This window comes from Pseudoalteromonas espejiana DSM 9414 (assembly GCF_002221525.1).
Lineage (GTDB): Bacteria > Pseudomonadota > Gammaproteobacteria > Enterobacterales > Alteromonadaceae > Pseudoalteromonas > Pseudoalteromonas espejiana.
In genome coordinates, this window is the sequence record NZ_CP011028.1 from 2,972,566 (window position 1) to 2,990,510 (window position 17,945).

The 17,945-nt window shown below is 41.0% G+C and carries 18 protein-coding genes; 5 read left to right on the top strand and 13 right to left on the bottom strand.

The window, feature by feature from the left end:
• Positions 1 to 3: 3 nt before the first annotated feature.
• The 5 genes from PESP_RS13465 to proB form a co-directional block, all read right to left on the bottom strand.
• Positions 4 to 303, bottom strand: a complete 300-nt coding sequence (locus PESP_RS13465) for a hypothetical protein (RefSeq protein ID WP_089348481.1) — start codon at positions 301 to 303, stop codon at positions 4 to 6.
• A gap of 161 nt (positions 304 to 464) precedes the next feature.
• Complete coding sequence (gene gltX, locus PESP_RS13470) at positions 465 to 1,949, bottom strand: glutamate--tRNA ligase (RefSeq protein ID WP_089348482.1); 1,485 nt, start codon at positions 1,947 to 1,949, stop codon at positions 465 to 467.
• A 46-nt stretch (positions 1,950 to 1,995) separates the two neighbouring features.
• Positions 1,996 to 2,355, bottom strand: a complete 360-nt coding sequence (locus PESP_RS13475; protein ID WP_058547169.1) for a glutaredoxin family protein — start codon at positions 2,353 to 2,355, stop codon at positions 1,996 to 1,998.
• Between the two features lie 56 nt (positions 2,356 to 2,411).
• Positions 2,412 to 3,386 carry a GGDEF domain-containing protein gene (locus PESP_RS13480; RefSeq protein WP_089348483.1) on the bottom strand — a complete coding sequence of 325 codons (975 nt, stop codon included), beginning with the start codon at positions 3,384 to 3,386 and terminating at the stop codon, positions 2,412 to 2,414.
• 97 nt (positions 3,387 to 3,483) lie between these two features.
• Complete coding sequence (proB, locus tag PESP_RS13485; protein ID WP_089348484.1) at positions 3,484 to 4,587, bottom strand: glutamate 5-kinase; 1,104 nt, start codon at positions 4,585 to 4,587, stop codon at positions 3,484 to 3,486.
• A 116-nt stretch (positions 4,588 to 4,703) separates the two neighbouring features.
• Between proB and PESP_RS13490 the strand changes: the two genes are divergently transcribed.
• Complete coding sequence (locus PESP_RS13490) at positions 4,704 to 5,663, top strand: DMT family transporter (RefSeq protein ID WP_089348485.1); 960 nt, start codon at positions 4,704 to 4,706, stop codon at positions 5,661 to 5,663.
• Here PESP_RS13490 and PESP_RS13495 read toward each other — a convergent pair.
• The 3 genes from PESP_RS13495 to pdsO are packed head-to-tail and all read right to left on the bottom strand — an operon-like array spanning position 5,558 to position 8,959.
• Positions 5,558 to 6,163 carry a class GN sortase gene (locus tag PESP_RS13495; RefSeq protein ID WP_089348486.1) on the bottom strand — a complete coding sequence of 202 codons (606 nt, stop codon included), beginning with the start codon at positions 6,161 to 6,163 and terminating at the stop codon, positions 5,558 to 5,560. The genes PESP_RS13490 and PESP_RS13495 overlap by 106 nt on opposite strands.
• Positions 6,160 to 8,181 (bottom strand): marine proteobacterial sortase target protein, encoded by a 2,022-nt coding sequence (locus PESP_RS13500; RefSeq protein ID WP_089348487.1) that lies wholly within the window; start codon positions 8,179 to 8,181, stop codon positions 6,160 to 6,162. Before PESP_RS13500 ends, PESP_RS13495 begins: the two co-directional genes overlap by 4 nt.
• Before the next feature lie 46 nt (positions 8,182 to 8,227).
• Complete coding sequence (pdsO, locus tag PESP_RS13505) at positions 8,228 to 8,959, bottom strand: sortase-associated OmpA-like protein PdsO (RefSeq protein WP_089348488.1); 732 nt, start codon at positions 8,957 to 8,959, stop codon at positions 8,228 to 8,230.
• A gap of 200 nt (positions 8,960 to 9,159) precedes the next feature.
• On the opposite strand from pdsO, the gene pdsR reads away from it, so the two are divergent.
• From pdsR to PESP_RS20470, 3 genes are all read left to right on the top strand, one after another.
• A complete protein-coding gene (gene pdsR / locus PESP_RS13510; protein ID WP_089348489.1) occupies positions 9,160 to 9,849 on the top strand; it encodes a proteobacterial dedicated sortase system response regulator in 690 nt (229 codons plus the stop codon).
• Positions 9,849 to 11,984 (top strand): proteobacterial dedicated sortase system histidine kinase, encoded by a 2,136-nt coding sequence (gene pdsS, locus PESP_RS13515; RefSeq protein ID WP_089348490.1) that lies wholly within the window; start codon positions 9,849 to 9,851, stop codon positions 11,982 to 11,984. Before pdsR ends, pdsS begins: the two co-directional genes overlap by 1 nt.
• Positions 11,985 to 12,136: 152 nt before the next feature.
• Entirely contained in the window at positions 12,137 to 12,301 is a 165-nt protein-coding gene (locus tag PESP_RS20470) for a hypothetical protein (protein WP_164504429.1), read from the top strand.
• 10 nt (positions 12,302 to 12,311) lie between these two features.
• On the opposite strand, the gene PESP_RS13520 is transcribed toward PESP_RS20470, so the two are convergent.
• On the bottom strand, positions 12,312 to 13,562 hold the full coding sequence (locus tag PESP_RS13520) for a multifunctional CCA addition/repair protein (RefSeq protein ID WP_089348491.1): 1,251 nt from the start codon (positions 13,560 to 13,562) through the stop codon (positions 12,312 to 12,314).
• Positions 13,563 to 13,687: 125 nt separating this feature from the next.
• Between PESP_RS13520 and PESP_RS13525 the strand changes: the two genes are divergently transcribed.
• On the top strand, positions 13,688 to 13,915 hold the full coding sequence (locus tag PESP_RS13525; RefSeq protein WP_058547162.1) for a hypothetical protein: 228 nt from the start codon (positions 13,688 to 13,690) through the stop codon (positions 13,913 to 13,915).
• Positions 13,916 to 13,930: 15 nt separating this feature from the next.
• Here PESP_RS13525 and PESP_RS13530 read toward each other — a convergent pair whose 3' ends face one another.
• The 4 genes from PESP_RS13530 to PESP_RS13545 are packed head-to-tail and all read right to left on the bottom strand — an operon-like array spanning position 13,931 to position 17,780.
• Positions 13,931 to 14,431 (bottom strand): DUF1543 domain-containing protein, encoded by a 501-nt coding sequence (locus PESP_RS13530; protein WP_089348492.1) that lies wholly within the window; start codon positions 14,429 to 14,431, stop codon positions 13,931 to 13,933.
• A gap of 10 nt (positions 14,432 to 14,441) precedes the next feature.
• The gene (locus tag PESP_RS13535) at positions 14,442 to 15,788 is read right to left on the bottom strand and encodes a sigma 54-interacting transcriptional regulator (RefSeq protein ID WP_089348493.1); all 1,347 of its coding nucleotides are present in this window, start codon (positions 15,786 to 15,788) and stop codon (positions 14,442 to 14,444) included.
• 2 nt (positions 15,789 to 15,790) lie between these two features.
• Complete coding sequence (locus PESP_RS13540; RefSeq protein ID WP_089348494.1) at positions 15,791 to 16,324, bottom strand: hypothetical protein; 534 nt, start codon at positions 16,322 to 16,324, stop codon at positions 15,791 to 15,793.
• 4 nt (positions 16,325 to 16,328) lie between these two features.
• The gene (locus tag PESP_RS13545) at positions 16,329 to 17,780 is read right to left on the bottom strand and encodes a sensor histidine kinase (RefSeq protein WP_089348495.1); all 1,452 of its coding nucleotides are present in this window, start codon (positions 17,778 to 17,780) and stop codon (positions 16,329 to 16,331) included.
• Positions 17,781 to 17,945: the final 165 nt, after the last annotated feature.

Below are 17,945 nucleotides of genomic sequence, written 5' to 3' on the forward strand. Positions count from 1 at the left end.
ACATTAAATATTTAATGCAAAGCTAAGTAATACGCGCTTGCCCGACTCAATTTTAGTTACACTGTGCTCATACTTATCGGGTCTAAATAAATACACGCGGTTAAACCAATTAATAATGCATTTTGAGCATTTAAATACCCCACCAGTTTTGGGTTTTACTAGTACAAAATTGAGCTTGTAGTAGCGCCCTTGTTGCACTGGGTCAATATGGTTCATCACGCTGTGGTTTGTAGGGTAAGTAACTAAATTTATTGAAAAGGCATTACTGCTAAATAAGGCTTTGTTTTTTACAGGTGCAATCATACTGGCTCCTTTGGGTTTACATGCAGCATTATAGCATTTTGTAAATTACGAATGCTTGCGCCAAACAATATCAAAATACCATGACATATAGCCAAACAGCCTGAAACAAAAAAGCCGAGCTTAATTAATAAGCTCGGCTTTTTATAAAGTATGACTAAAGATTATGCACTTGGGTATGTGCGGTACGCACGCTCAATATTTTTAGCCTGCTTTTTAGAAATACCTAAATGAGCAAGCGCTACACGTAAACGCGCACGTGATAGGTCAGAGCCCAAAATTTCCATTGCATCAAGCACTGAGGTAGATGAAGTTTTACCTGTGATTGCTACAAATATTGGCTCTAAAAAGTCTTTAATTTTAAGCTCGTGGAATGTCGCTACTTCTTTTGCAATGGCAAAAATAGCTGGCTTTTCAAAGCTGCGTAAACCTTCTAATTGCCATACAAAAAATTGTAGCGCTTGGCGAATTACGTTTTCGTCAGCTTTGCCCGTAGTTAAAAGTGCTGGGTCGTAAGTTGGAATCCCCCCAACAAAGTGACCGGCTAAATCAACCATATCCGACAACGTATTAATACGCGTTTTAGCTTCTGGTAATACTTTAGCAAGCATGTCACCGTTAAACTTCCAATCAACAAAGCGCTGCACAAGCTCTTCGTCGGTTAGGTTTTCGCGGATCCAAGTCCCGTTTAACCAGCTTAGCTTGTCTACGTCAAATACTGGGCCACCAAGCGATACACGCTTCATGTCGAAGTGTTCAATCATCTCGTTAAGGGTGAATTTTTCACGCTCATCAGGCATTGACCAACCCATACGACCTAAGTAGTTAAGCACGGCTTCTGGTAGGTAACCCATTTCTTTATAGTAATTAATAGAAGTTGGGTTTTTACGCTTAGAAAGCTTTGATTTATCTGGGTTACGCAATAATGGTAAATGGCCTAATACTGGCGCTTCCCAACCAAAATCTTCGTAAAGTTTTAATAGTTTAGGTGCTGAGTTTATCCACTCTTCACCACGGAAAATATGGCTAATTTGCATGTGGTGATCATCTACCACGTTTGCTAAAAAGTACGTTGGGAAACCATCGGCTTTTAATAGCACTTGCATGTCTACGTTTTCCCACGGGATCTCAATTTCGTCGCGAAGGTAGTCGTTAAACTTAAAGGTGCCTTCGCTTGGTATTTTCATACGTATAACGTAAGGCTTACCAGCAGCTAGGTTTGCTTTAATTTCGTCTTCTGTGTGGTTTAAACCACGACCATCGTACTTAGGGCGCAAACCTTCGGCCATTTGCTCTTCGCGCATTTGGTCAAGCTCTTCGCTAGTTGCAAAACAGTAAAACGCTTTACCTTGCTCAACTAGCTGGTGCGCGTATTTTTTGTATAAATCGCTGCGCTCAGACTGACGGTACGGGCCAAAATCACCACCTACATCAGGACCATGATCCCACTCAAGGCCTAACCAACGCAGGCTATCCATAATAGCTTGCTCTGATTCTGGTGTGCTGCGCACTTGGTCGGTATCTTCAATACGAAGAACAAACTCGCCGCCTTGCTGTTTAGCAAAACAGTAGTTAAATAAAGCAATGTAAGCTGTGCCAAGATGCGGGTCACCTGTTGGTGACGGGGCAACACGAGTACGGATTGTCATGGTAATGTCTCTTTAAATAAGTGAGATAAAAATTATATGGTTACGTTTAAGCTGCTACTTTATTTAAGTAAGCAATAATATCGTTTGATTCGTATAGCCATTGTACTTGGCCATCTTTTTCAATACGTAGGCATGGCACTTTAATTTTGCCGCCTTGCTCTAACAACTCTTGACGATATTGCTGATTATTTTTTGCATCACGCGTTTCTACTTTTAAGCCTTCGCGCTTAATAGCACGGCGTACTTTTACGCAAAACGGGCATGATTTAAATTGATAAAGTTTAAATTGTGAGGTCTGCAGATCAAGCTTTGCTTGCTCGTCGCTTGCACGTTTTTTACTGCGAGGAGTAAATACAAAATTAAAGAATAAAATTATACAACCTAAAAACCAACGAACGAATTTCATGTTTTTTGCTCTGCCTACAACAATTTAAGGAGCCAGATTTTAGCACAAATTTACAATCAAAAAAGCTCAATACTATTATCGGTTGTCACTTCTTCACTTACATCTAAATCGCTATAGGGCGTAACTTTATTGCGGCCTGTATTTTTAGAGTGGTATAACGCTAAATCCGCTTGATTAACAATACTCGACACTGTGTCCATATTTTTTAATTCTAAAAAACCAATGCTAATGGTTAAGTGCCCAACTTGCGGAAACATGTATTGCGAAATATTAGTACGCAGTCTATCAAGGGCAATATTACACTCTTGCTCTGAATTAACCTGAAACAACACCGCAAACTCTTCACCACCGTATCTAAATACATAATCTTCTAGCCTAAAGTTATTTTTTAGTAATTGTGCAACAAGTAAAATAACTTCATCGCCAATTACGTGGCCAAAGTTGTCGTTCACGTTTTTAAAGTGGTCTATATCAATAATTGCTAAATACCAGTTTCGGGTATCTTTGCTATCGCTTCTAGGTTCTAAAAAACCGTTTCCAGAAACAATTTCCATCACTTTTTTATCAAAGGTCTGCCTGTTTAAAAGTTCAGTGAGAGGGTCTTGGCGAGATTTATATAATAATGAGAGGTGGTTAGCGTAAATATTTAAAATATGCACAGCTAACATGGTGACTCTGTCGGGTAGCTCTTCGTCAGTTTCTATTATAATTACGCCAATCACTTTGCCAAAATGATAAGCAGGAATGTAAGTTATAACCTTATCTGATTGTTTTGTAATACGAACTTTGTTTTCATTTAATTTTTCTACTAGTCTCAACGATTCTTCAGCAGAGAGTTGTTCAAGTGTTGTGTTTTTATTTATAAGTTGCGCTGCAATCTGTGCGTCAAAGTGCTTATTAATGTAAATAGCAAAGTTTTTAACTTCTAAAAGGTCGTAAATTACTTGCACTAAAGATGTGTCTAGGTCGCTTTCTTCTTCTTGCTGAGTAAGACTAACTATCCATTCGTGTCCGCAATTATTCGCCTTCATTATTTTGCCTAAACTGTTTTAACTTCAATCAGTTTAGACAAAATCGTCAATTTTACTAAATAATTAACCAATACTTTTTAACTATTCAAAAATAACTTCAAAGTAGCACTAAGTCATCGCGATGTAATACTACGGCACCACTATCAAAATCGAGCAACTCACCTATTTGATTAGAATGCGCGCCTTTAATTTTATTTACTTCAACGCTGCTAAAGCGTGTTAAGCCACGTGCAATAACTTGGTTGTTAGTATCAATTAAGTCTATTAAATCACCGCGTTCAAAGCGGCCAAACGCATTTGTAACCCCCTTTGAGAGCAAACTTGCGCCTTTGTTTTGCAGTGCAGCAATAGCACCTGTATCTATTACTATTTGGCCTGTGCTTTTAGGCCCTGCCATTAGCCATTTTTTTCGGCCATCTTTTGGCGCAGTCAGCTTTAAAAAACGCGTACCAGGTAATTGCTCACTCATGCATTTTAAAATAACGTTGTTTCCAGCGCCTTTGGCAATAATAACCTCAACCCCTGCACGCCTTGCTATGTCGGCGGCTTGGAGTTTTGTGGCCATACCGCCTGTGCCTAAGTTTGTCCCGCTGCCACCAGCAAGCTGACGTAGCTCATCGTTTATATGGGTTACTTCATCAATTAGCTTTGCATCGGCATTGGTGCGAGGGTCGCTTGTAAATAAGCCTTCTTGGTCGGTAAGTAGTAATAACTTATTGGCATTAGCTAAAATGGCTACAAGGGCCGATAAATTATCGTTATCGCCCACTTTAATTTCGCTTGTAGCGACTGCATCGTTTTCGTTAATAATAGGCACAACGTCGTGGCTTATTAATGCATTAAGTGTATCGCGTGCGTTTAAATAGCGCTCTCGGTCATCTACATCTGCTCGGGTTAGTAACATTTGCCCTACGTTAATACCATATAAAGCAAATAAGCTTTGCCAAATATGGATAAGTTGGCCTTGCCCTACCGCTGCTAGCATTTGTTTATCTATTAGGCTTCGGCCACAGGGTTTAATAAGTTGCTCGCGCCCAGCAGCAACAGCGCCACTGGAGACTAATATAACTTGATGGCCTTGCTTTTTAAGCTCGCTACATTGGCGAACCAGTTCAACCATATGGGCTTTATCTAATTTGTCGGTGCCGCCCGTTAGTACGCTTGTACCAAGCTTTACAACTATTACCTGTTCCCTTTGCATTATTTTTTACTATTAAAATTTTAGATAATTTAACTTATACCAGCTCGGTATTTTTGAACAAGTTAAAATTATTCATGCTAGGATCGCATTATATTTTATTGTTTAAATTACCCGCTATGCCCGCCAGTTTATGTTTAATTATTGCCACCTTTTTATGGGGCAGCTCTTTTATTGCACTTAAATATGCTATTGCAGTGTACGACCCTGCCTTAGTGATATTTTTACGCATGCTTACCACGTTAGTTTTATCGTTATGCTTGTGGCGTTACGTTATTCGGTTTGAATATTTAAAAGGTGACTGGAAGTACTTATTAGGAATGTCGCTTGCTGAGCCTTGCTTGTACTTTTTGTTTGAAGGCCATGCGATGGAGTACACCTCAGCCTCGCAGGCCGGTGTTATTGTGTCGTGCTTGCCAATCATAGTGGCGTTACTGGCGTTTTTTATGCTTAAAGAGTACATAAGCAAAGCCATTGTTGTCGGTTTTACGTTATGTATTGGCGGCAGCATTTTACTTACTTTACTTTCACCTAATACCGACCAAGCGCCTAACCCATTACTGGGTAATTTTTTAGAGCTCATGGCAATGGTGTGCGCAGCATTTTACACAATAAGTATTAAGCATTTAGCAAACCGCTATTCGCCACTTACTTTAATTGCTTTGCAAGGTATTAGCGGAAGCTTGTTTTTTGCGCCCTTTTTGTTTTTTATCGACCTACCAAGCGAAAATCAACACGATTTAACCGCGCTTATGAGTATTTTATATTTAGGCTCATGCGTCACCCTTGGTGGCTACGGCATGTATAACTACGCCATTGGTAAAGTATCGGTGCTAACCGCAGCGGCGTATTCTAATTTAATCCCAATATTTACACTTATTTTATCAGCTATTATTTTGGGTGAAGTTCTCGATGTGTGGCAATGGGTTAGCATATTTGTCGTGTTTGCGGGGGTAATGATAAGCCAGCGCCATCAAGAATTAGTGGTTGATATACCGCTTAATGATGCAGAGTCAACTAGCTCAGCTGAAACCAATAGCCTTAAATCAGTCCCTGCAGCAAGCGAGTCAAAAGGGTAACAAGTAAGTAAATAAAGCCCAGGTGTTTGTAAAAACTCATGTTGGGATTGATGAATAATCTCAATCCCCGTTACTTTATAAGTTTGTACCTCTGCGCTTTGCAATTGCAAAGTGAACGTCTCCCCCACTTTAGCGTTTTGTAAAAATGCAAAGTGGGTATCGTTATGCCCAGCTATTAATGCGCCCTTTTGATTACCGTACGCTTTACCACCAAGCTCCCCTGCGGGTAAAAATTGGCTTGGGGCAAATGCCAAATTGCGTCCGCTTGCCCCCGCCAACACAGTTAGCGTTTTATTATGCTTAGGCCAATTAAGCTGCGCAGTTACATAGCTGTCGGCGTAAAACCAAGGTTTTACTTTAGCGCTTGGGGACATTAGTGCTTGTTGCCATGCTTGCTCAATTAATACTTGAGCAAGCCATGCCTTTGCTTGCATATAAACACCATGACCAAATAATCCAAGCCCAGCAATTAATAAACCTGCGCTTAGCCACTTTTTCATTTATGTTCCCAACTTAATTTAAACCCTCGGTTTATTTTAAGCGCGCCACAGCCAAGCAATAAAATACAGCCGAGTAATATATGTAACCTACTTTGCCCATCGGTTTGTGGTAAGCGCATAGCAAGCCCTTGTGGCGCTGCGTTTTTAGCTAGTGCTGTTTGCTTTGCTACGTCTTTAATTTGAGTGTGTTCAATGGCTATAAAAGCAGTAAACGGGCTCAGTAATTGGTGGGCGAGAGCTAGGTTTTGTACTTCGTTTTTTACTTCGTTTTGCTCATTGTATAACAGTAGCGACTTGATTTTTTGACGCGCCCATAACTTATCAATCCCTTTTGCGTTTGCACTATTTTGTGCACTTAATTTAATACTTAATGGACCTTGTGCGGTTTGCCCAGTAAGTACCACATTGTTTGTGTTATCAAGCTTTATAGCCACCATAATTGGTTCACCAAAGTATAAATCGGGTAAGGGCGATGGCCAAAAATCTAAGCTGTTAGTGCTTTCATCACTTAGTGCTAAATTAGTAATCGCTGGGTGGGCAAGCTTATCAAATAGCAGCTGCATTTTAGGCTGCACCTCATTTGTGCTGCCAGTAAAAGTAAATGATCCTTTGCCTATATCAGCGGCGCGGCGCATAAAAAAGCTATTGGGTGCACTACCAATGCCTACAGTAAATAAACGGCTATCGCCTAATTTACGCTGAATGTTTTTAAATAAAGCATCTTCGTTACTTACGCTGCCATCGGTTAAAAATACGACTTGGCGTACAAAGCCTTCAAAGCTGCCGCCATCAAGTACTGCATTAAGCGCACCTTGTATTTCAGTGCCGCCGTCGGCCTCTAGGCTATAAATAAATCGCTCTGCACGGCGTAAATTAAAATCGCTGGCAATAAGAGGTTTATCACTCATTGGGGTAACGTGATTATCAAAGCCAATAATATTAAAACTGTCGTCGCTATCAAGTAATGAAAGCGCATAAAATAAGGCCTTTTTAGCTTGCTCCATTGATTGCCCATGCATAGAGCCTGATGTATCTACAACAAATACCATTTCGCGAGGAAGGCACTGCGTTTGCACAAAGTGATCCCCCGGCGGCATTAGCATAGCAAGCCCGTATCGGTCGCCATTTTCAAACTTCTGAGTAAAAAATGCCGCCTGAGCGCTTTCTTTTTGAAGCGGTTTAAACTCAAGTACAAAGTCGCGGTTTATGGCATTTTTCTCATTTAATGCAATAGTATATTGGCCAAATGCAGGGTTATTAATATCTACGTTATGAAATTTAGAGTTTATATCCACCAGCTCTAAACCTACGTCTATATCAATGTTTAGGCTAAATTTGCTATTAGGTGCATCGCCGTGGCTTTGCGCCGCGCTTTGCACGCTGTAAACAGGGCTTAACCAGCCGCTTGGTGCGGTGTTTACGGGAGTTTGGTTTTGCTCATTAAACTCAACTTCACCACTAATCGCGTGATAACGTGGCGTAATAGTCGTAGGAAAACGAATCGCAAATGTACCGCTGCTGTAATCAATTATTTCTTGATACTCAAGCTCTATAATTACCTGCTCGCCAGGGCCAATATTAGCTACGTTGGTAATAAACATATTAGCGCGTTGCTGTCGTACGAGTGCCGTTTGCTTACCTGCTTTTTTAGCTGCTTGGTATTTTTTTTCAGCCTCTACTTTTTTATCAATTTGGCCTTTAATGACTCTCTCACCTATACGCATAGTCATAGCGTGCACGGCACTCTCATCAGGCAACGGAAAAACGTAGCGCGCATTAACCGCAAACGGGTTTTCGTTTTGATACGTTTGCTTAACTACCACATGGTTAATTAAGCCTGTTAAGGTCATATTAGCGTCGCTTTTTAAAATAATGGCTGGCGCTACAGGTGCGCCGCCACTGTCAAAAAGTTCAAGCTTGGGGGATTGTGCATGGCTATTAAAACTTACCAGCAGCACACTCACTAAGAAAATAAAAATGCTTACTTTAGTAAGCATTTTGGTTGGGTTACTCAACATAAAATCACTCCATCGAACGCTTAGCTTTACATAAATTCGGTTTGATTTAGTTACTCGCCGTTTGGCCATTTACCGGATTTATTGCGCGAGTGGTAAGCGTTACGCGTCTATCAAAAAAGTTGTCTTCAACTGTGTTGCTACGAGCTAATGTTTGCTGCTCGCCAAATGCTTGCGTGCTTAAACGTTTATGGCTAACACCGTGCTTTATTAAGTAACTTTGCACTGCATTTACACGCGCTTTAGACAATAATAAGTTGGCTTGCTCGTCGCCACGTTGATCAGCAAAGCCACTTAAATCAAGCGCCAGTTGTGGCTGGTTATTTAAAAGTGTCACTAATTGGTCAAGCTGCTGCGCAAAATGCGGCGCTATAACACTTGAACCCGTTTTAAATTGCACTGTCATGGCAAGTAGGTTTTTTATTTGTGCTTGGGTTAATTGCTCATTTTGATTGGCAAGTACTTCTAACTGTTGCTCAAGCTTATTGTTGTGGTTAAGCACGTACATGTAGTCGCTGGTTTTTTCCTGCATGAGTGTAATTGCTTGTTGCTGCTGGGCTATTTTGTCATCGGCTACTTTAGAGTCTCCAATTAAGCCCCCTGCAAATGCGCCAATAAATGCCCCAATAGGCCCGCCAACTACACCGCCAATAATAGCGCCCGCTCCTAAACCAATGGCGGTTTCTTTATGTGCCTCTTTAGAAGGCGTGTGAGCAGTTGATGCAAATGCAGGTGAACAAACACTGGCTACTAGCGTTAATGCGATTAATGTCTTCTTCATGGTAGGCCTCTTAAACTTGTTTTAATTTGTGATGTTTTGTTTTGATGACTCTATTAAAACAGCCGCAAGTGGCAACAAAGGGGAGCAAAAATGGCAAACCGCTGAGCAATTGTGGCAAAAAAATGGCAATTGCCTTTTTAACCGTACACAGCTTAAAAACTTCGATATAGTGCGTTTTATAATAAATAGGGGTGTTTAAAATGAAAAAAATAGCCATCATTGAAGATGAAACTGCAATCCGCGAGAACTATATTGAAATGCTTAGCGCACAAGGTTACCAAGTAAGTGGCTTTGCCGATCGCGCCAGCGCTGAGATTGCATTTAAAGACGCCCTACCCGATTTAGCCATTGTTGATATAGGATTAGGCCACGAAATAGATGGCGGTTTTTTACTATGCCAAACCTTACGTACGCTTTCTAAAACACTGCCTATTATATTTTTAACCGCCCGCGATAGCGAAATAGACACAGTATGTGGCCTGCGTATGGGCGCCGACGACTACCTAACAAAAGATATTAGCTTGGCACACTTAGCCGCGCGTATTGGCGCGCTATTTCGTAGAATGGAAGCCCTTGAGCAACCCGCCGATGCCAATGCACTTATAACCCGTGGGCAGCTGGTGCTCGACACGCAACGTATGCAGGTATTTTGGCAGCAGCAATTAGTTGATTTAACGGTCACTGAGTTTTGGATGTTGCACTCACTCGCGCAGCGTCCTGGGCATGTTAAAAGCCGTAACGATTTAATGAGCGATGCAAAAATTTATGTCGATGACAGCACCATAACCTCGCACGTAAAACGTATTCGTAAAAAGTTTATGGCACTTGATAGACATTTTGACTGCATAGATACCGTGTACGGCATGGGCTACAGGTGGGAACAACGCTAATGCTACGATTTGGCCTGCGCAGTAAATTTATATTACTTTCGTGCTTTTTGTTTTTACTGCCATGGCTTGGCTACGAATACGTATGGGAAATGGAAAAGTTTTTACGCCAAGGCCAAGAAAAAACCTTGGTAGGCACTACTCGCGCACTTGCCACCGCGCTGCATGAGCGCCCCGCACTCTTTGACGAGCAAACCAACTTTTTAGATCAAGTAGTAAAAGGGCGCGACTTATATGCGTATAACCTTAAAAACCCTATTCAGCTTGATGGCAAACTTAGCGACTGGCAAAGTTATCAACCACTCTTTTGGCAATACGATAAACGCTATTTACAAAAAGCAGACAAGGAGCATAAAGCTGAGGATTTATCGTTTGAGCACATGGTAGGTAAGTTTGATAATTACTTGTATGCCGTATTTAAAGTAACCGATAACACATTAATTTATCGCGCTAAAAACAGCTTAAGCATTACTAATAACGATTACTTAAAAATTGGCTTAAAAACCCCAAAAGGCCAATTTAAAACTTATATTATTGCGCCGCGCCAAGATGGCTGGGTTAATGCGTTTGATGCCAATACCAAAATACCGTTTACAAAAATTCAGGGGTATTTTGAAAGTACCCAATCAGGTTATAACGTAGAGCTGCGCTTTCCTATAGACATGCTTGGTAATAAACTTGGCTTTGCCATTGTTGATGTAGATAGTAAAAATACATTGGCAGCGCCTAGAACTATGTCGACTTCAAACTTAAATAACCCTAGCGATTTAGGCTCAGTACTTGTACCGTCTCCAGAAATTAACCGTATTTTAAAAGGCATGGGTCACAGTGGTAGCCGTATTTGGGTGGTCGATAACCACCATCGTGTGTTAGCGCAATCGGGAACAATTCAAAATGCCGATGGCGTGTGGGCCGATGGCCTTAAAAATCAAGCACCAAAAACGTGGTGGCAGCGCTTTGAGCAACGCTATTTACACCCATTGTATTATAAAATTTTAACCCGCCCAGAAAACGAATTTTTAGACACCTTACACGATGTAGCATCAATGCAGGGCACCCATTTAGCAAAAGCATTAAAGGGTCAGCCAGCATCATCGTGGCGCTTAACGCCTGATAGCAAAGCCGTTATTTTATCGGCAGCGTACCCTATTTGGATTGACGACAAAGTCATAGGCGCAGTCATTGCTGAGGAAACCACAAATGGCGTACGCACGCTACGTAATAAATCGCTCGAAAAACTCTTTAACGTTATTTTAGCGGTGATGCTCATAGGTACCATAACCTTGTTCTTTTTTGCCTCTCGAATATCGAGCCGTATTAGGCGACTGCGCGATACCGCCGAGCAAGCAATTGATGCACAGGGGCGTATAACCGGCAGCATTAATTACAGCGATGCTAACGATGAAATTGGTGATCTCTCTCGTAGTTTTTCAAACATTGTTAGTCGACTTGGTGGTTATACCGACTACTTAGAAAATATGTCGTCAAGGTTATCGCACGAGTTACGTACACCGGTTGCCGTAGTACGCTCATCACTTGAAAACTTACAAAGTTTGCCACAAAACGAGTTAAGCCAAAAATACTTAGAACGCGCCAGCGAAGGGGTTGAACGTTTAGGTAAAATAATTACCACCATGAGCGAAGCCACACGCCTTGAACAAAGTATTCAAAGTAATGAGCCCGAGCCATTTGATTTACAAAAGGTAATACGTGGCTGCATGCAAGGCTACCAACTTACCTACCCTGAACAATTGTTTAAGCTCGATATATGCCAAAGCCCACTGCCCATGCAAGGGGCACCTGAGTTTATTGCGCAGCTGCTTGATAAACTAATTAATAACGCACTGGAATTTAGTGAAGCAAATACGGCTATTAATGTAAGCCTTAATCAAAGCGAAAATAAAGCCATATTAGCGGTAAGTAACACAGGCCCCGCCCTACCAGAGGGACTCACTGAGCATATTTTTGATTCTATGGTGTCGGTACGAAGTCAGCAAATGCAGCAACAACCGCATTTGGGATTAGGGCTTTATATTGTAAGGCTGGTGTGTGACTACCATAAAGGCAGCGTAACTGCACAAAACAACGAGCGCGGTGATGGCGTAATATTTAAAGTAGCCCTTCCGCTGCAAGGATGATATGCAACTATAGGCGGCTACTTTATTGGCCGTCCTTGTTTTTTGCACACCGATTACAATTTACTACATCTTCAAATGTAACTATTCACTTTTAATTCAGTCGAATGGCCATACCCTACGTCATATTAAAGTATTAAATTGAAGGATTACCCATGAAACCATCACTAGAGCGTGAAGAGATTGAATTTATTTTTGATCTTTATAGGCCTGAAGAACACACCCAAAAGGCACCTGTAGAACCTACAAGCACCAATTATAAAAACCTCAGAAAACCAGAGCCTATTAAAAGTGAAGGGGTGACTGAATACCTAAGCTAAGCGCTAAATACTAGTGCGCCAATTGTTCATTTTGTAAAAAAGATTTTATACAGTTTATTTCTGCAAGCTTTACCTCTTCGCCTATTTCTGGGCCTTTTTTGCCATTTTTAAGTGCATTTTGCACTATCTGCTTTTTATCCATTTTTTGTAGTTCGCTAAAAATTGCTCGCAGCTTAATTGCTTGCGGGTATGGCTTATCCACCATAGTTTCTCCGCGCCCTTGCGCATCGCATTGGCAAGCTTGAGTAAATGCAATAAATCGCTCAGGGTGCACCAGTGCGTTTAAATTAGTCACGATTAACTTATGAATAGTTTGCGGCCTTAACTGATCAACCGTGTGGCAAAGCGTGTGGTTATCGCTGGTAAGCACGCCAATATCACGAAACCGGTTGGGTACTTTTAAGCGCTTACAAAATTTTTCAACTACAGCTACACCTTCGCGCTCATGGCCGCGTAAATTACCGCGTTTTTTAAAGCTCAGTGCTTTACCAAAGTCATGGGTAAGTGCAGCAAAGCGTGTTTCAAGGTTAAAGTTTAAATCGGCAGCACGTCTTAAAACCAGCATAGTATGTATAAATACATCGCCTTCTGGGTGGTGGTTTGCAGATTGCAGCACACCGTCCATTTGCTCTATTTCAGGGAAAATACCTAAGCCATGCAATGCTTTAAAATATAGCTCTGGGTGTTTTTCGCCAAGGGCTTTTTCGGTTTCAAGCCATACGCGCTCGGGCACTAAATGATTAAGCTCACCTTTATTTTTAAGCTCACGCATTAATGCATAAGTACTTGGATGAATACTCCACTGGCTGCCATAGCGCGCTAAAAAACGCGCAATGCGTAATACACGTACTGGGTCTTCTACAAACGCTTGTGTGGTGTGGCGCAATATTTTGTTTTGTAAATCGCTTTGGCCATTAAATGGGTCAATAATATAGCCATTTTCGTCAAGCGCCATTGAGTTAATGGTTAAATCGCGCCTTGCTAAATCTTCTTCAAGGGTTACATTTGGGCTGGCATCAACCACAAAGCCGGTATAGCCTTTACCGCTTTTTCGCTCAGTACGGCCCAGTGCATATTCTTCTTTTGTTTTTGGGTGTAAATACACTGGAAAGTCGCTACCTATTGGCACAAAACCAAGTGACTCCATAGTCTGTGGCGTTTCGCCTATTACTACGTAATCGTTGTCTTTTGATTCTATGTTTAGTAGTTTATCGCGCACTGCGCCGCCTACTAGGTATACCTGCTTTAAGTTGTGTTTCACGTTTATCCCAGTCACATTAACTCTTTATTTGATGTTGATCATACCATTAAACGCCACTGTGTTTGCCAAGCTTAATTAAGCTCATTACAATGGCGCATTATTTTTAAGCCACAGCCTCACATTCAATGAAAAACCATTCATCAAAAAAAGAACTTATGTTACTCCCCATTTTATTAGTGGTTATTTTAATGTGCGTGGCGGGTCATTTTTTACTGCAGGCAAACTTTCAAGATAGCAACATGGTTGAGTACATGTTAGCAGCACTGCCATTTGCAATGTTTGGATTGGTTATTGTGGCATTTAAAATGGCGGCTAAAAGCGAAAAAGATGAGCAAAGCGAGCAGGACTCTTAGTCCTGCGTTGCTGATTTAAAGTACGTGGTAGCCAAACCAGTCTGGCTTTATTGTTTGAGATTGCCCGCTTGGGGTCAGTTTAATATTTAATTGGCTGTCGAGTAGGTCAATGGCAAAGCAGTCATCCACATCGTGTAAATCATCTTTATGAATATGGCTAAGGCCTGCGAGCAAATCACTTTTAGCGCGTTGTTTGGCCTCATTGCTACTACTTGCAACATACAGTGCAAAGTCGTGTTGCTCAGCCATAGAGTCACTTCTGTAAGCGCCTAAATTAACAAAATAAAGCTGCTTATTTTGCTCAACATAGCTATCAACCACTTCTACTTTAAAGCCATCAATATGATTTATTGCCATAAAGCTATCCATATGTACGCTACTTTTATCGCCCACCCATTGGCTTTTTAACTTTGAGTAGGTTTGCTCTATATTCTCCCCTACTACAAAGCGAATATCGTGCATTTCTATATGGCAGCCTTGAATTCGCCCACCTAAATACACCATAAATAACTGCATTTGCTTACCTTTATAAATTATCTACATCAATATTGTGTTTTTTAATCAGTTTGTAAAAGTCTGAACGGTTTCGTTTAGCAAGCTTTGCGCCTTCGGCTACATTGCCGCCCGCCATTTTTAGCGTATTTATAACGTAGTCGCGTTCAAATTCTTTTTTAGCGTCGTTAAGTGATAACGGCTCTGCACTGGCCTCATTAGCATTAAGTGCGTTTAACACTAAATGCGCCGAAATTACGTCACTGGCGCTAAGTGCAACGACTTGTTCTACTACGTTTTGTAATTGGCGAATATTACCTGGCCAATCGTAGCGCACAAGTGCATGCATGGCATCGTTGGCAAAGCGCTTTTCAGCTTGGTTCATGCGCTTAGCAATACTGGCGCTAAAGTGTTGCGCTAGTAAACTTATGTCTTCACGGCGCTCACAAAGTGGCGGTAATTTTAAGTTAACAACGTTTAAGCGGTAGTATAAATCTTCCCTAAATTGCTGATTACTAATCGCATCCGGTAAGTTTTTATGAGTAGCCGATACAATGCGTACATCAATAGGGATTTCTTCTTGAAAACCAACAGGGCGAATGGTTTTTTCTTGTAGTACTCGCAGTAATTTAACTTGTAAGTTAAGGGGCATATCGCCAATTTCATCTAAAAATAACGTGCCGCCCTGCGCTTGTTGAAACAAACCTTGGTGATCTTTCACCGCCCCTGTAAAGGCCCCTTTTTTGTGGCCAAATAGCTCAGACTCTAAAAGCTCACCAGGTACAGCGCCACAGTTAATGGCCACAAATGGCCCATCGCTTACATGACTGTGTTGGTGAATCGCTTGCGCCAGCAGTTCTTTACCTGTACCACTTGCACCAGAGATAAGCACATTAACTTGTGTTGGCCCAAGTAATTTTACTTGCTCAAGCAAATGCAGCATAGCGCCACTGCGAGTCACAATATTACTTTTTGGAATAACTTCATCGGCGTTAACACCATGTATTTCAATTGCTTTTGCAAGGCTGTCGAATAGCTCGTCTTTATCTACTGGTTTTGTTATAAAAGCAAAAATACCTTGTTTAGTGGCTTCAACCGCATCAGGAATAGATCCATGAGCTGTCATCATAATAACGGGCAATGCTGGGTAGCGGCTTTGCAGTTGGCGATGTAGTGTCATGCCATCCATTTCATCCATACGCAAGTCGGTTATTACCGCATCAAACACTTGGTTTTTGAGTATTTGCAGTGCCGTAATACCACTTTCGCAAGTAGTTACTTCGTAATCTTTAGACTCGATACGAATAGTCAGTAATTTTAATAAGCTGGCGTCGTCATCAACTAATAATACTTTTGCGCCTTGCAGCTTTTGTTCGGCCATAATTACTGCTCCTTGGTATCTTCGCGCAGTAATAACTGCTGCTCTATGGTGGCTAATGAGGACAATGTTTGCTGCATTTTGTCGTTCAGGGCTTGCTGCTCTTTTTTTGCATTTATTTGTCGAGTAACGTGCTGCTTTTGCAGCCATAAATATTGTTTTATCGGGTCGGGCCAAAAGTAGGCTAAATCTAGCTTTTGTAGCTTTTTCATTACTTCGTCAGGAGCGCTTGCGGTATTTAAACACATATAGTTAAAAAAGCTTTTTAGTTCTTTTTCACCTAAAAAGGTATGTGTACTGGGCTTAATTTTAAACCCACCACATTGGTTAGCATGCCATGCAATTACTTGCTCTGCGCTTGGGTAAACAGGCTCACTTTTGGGGCGCACTTTTGGATTAGGTACTGTGCTTTTTATTTTTGTATTAGTTGGTTCAACCTTTTCAGTAGAGGCTGTTTTTTGTGTGTTATTTATTTCACACCCAGCTAATACAACCGCACTGCTGAGCACACATAAAATAGCTATTAAGCGCGTACGCATGCTATTAAACTCCTTGATTATTTAACGGTATTTTTATTGTAAATAAACAGCCCTGAGGTTGATTATGCTCAACATTAAGCTGCCCTCTTAATTGTTCAACCGACTCTTTAACTATGGTTAAACCTAAGCCACTGCCTTGCAGCGTAACATCTTTAGAATGCTTACCTTGATAAAATGCGCTGAAAATCTGGCTTTTTTCTTGCTCTTTAATCCCACAGCCATTGTCGCTAACCTGCATAATGAGCAGCTTATTTTCAAGCGCTAGAGCTATGTTTATACTTTGCTCATTAGCAGAAAATTTTAATGCATTAGAAATAAGTTGAATAAGGATCATTTCAATAAGCTCCCTTGGTAAAGCCAACGGTTTATTGGGTATACTGTTTTGCCAATTAAGGGCTTGCTGTTTGGCCGTTAAGCGGTGTTCAAAATGACTATTTATTTTGTTAATTAAATAGCTAAATTCAACTTCGCTCACACTATCTTTGCTGGTACGAATCGCGTTGTAACTTAGTAGGCTGTCGATCATCGTGCGCAAGCGCACCATAGATTCACTTATTAGCTCAAGCACCGCTTGCTGCTCTTTTGTAATTGGGCCAACAATTTCATCACTAAGTAAATCGGTGCCCTCTACCATAGACGCCAATGGCGTTTTTAGTTCGTGGGTAACATGGCGTAAAAAGGTATCTTTTTGCTGCTCTAACATATGTAGTTGCTCTTGCACCCAACGTAGCTTTTCACCTAGTTCAACTAGCTCTGTTGAGCCCTGTACAGATATTTTTTGCTGCCAATGACCCTGCCCTAACTTATCAATCACTGACGTTAAGCCTTTTAAACGCTTACTTATACGCCATAAAAAGCCACCACCTACAAGTAAAGTAAGTGGAATAAGCGCCACTAACCAGTTAATAAACGAGCTTTGCAAAGCGCTTAATTCGCTTTGGTTATTTTGAATTTGCGCCGCGTTTGTATCGCGCAGCCACACAGTAAGCTCAGCCATTAAATCACTAATGGGCACAAATAATGCGGCATCTTGTTGGTTGTTTTTAATTAGCGCTGTATGTGTTGTACTAAGTGTATTTGCTAAACGGCGCCATTGTGTGGTGTATTGTGGTGTTGCACTTACTTGGCTTAACTCATCAATTGAATTTAATGACGACTGCCACTTTTCGTTAATAAGCGTGTCGAGCGATTCGCTTTTTAATACCCAGTTTTGCCTAGTGGCTCGCTCTAAACTGTTTAACTCTTGCTTTAAAAAATTAAATGACTTAGTAACTTGGTAGTTATTACTAACAATAAGCTGGGTAACTGCAAGCTGTTTGTTTAACGCATTTAGAAACACAATAACCACTAAACTAAGCGGAAGTAACGACAGCAGCATGCTAATTACAAACTGACCTATTAAGTTGGGTCGCCAGTTAAGCATTGCATAGTACTTTTTAGCCATAGCTATTGGCATTGTGTGTTCCTTTTTATAATTTTAAGCCTTTATTTTAATTACTTACCTTATACTCTCGCTGAATCAACTTCTATATTTAATCCAACACGCTTCGTTTGTTGCTATTTAGTAACATGCTAACTCATTGATATTTAAGCTAAGCCAACACTCGTATTTAAGGGTGTT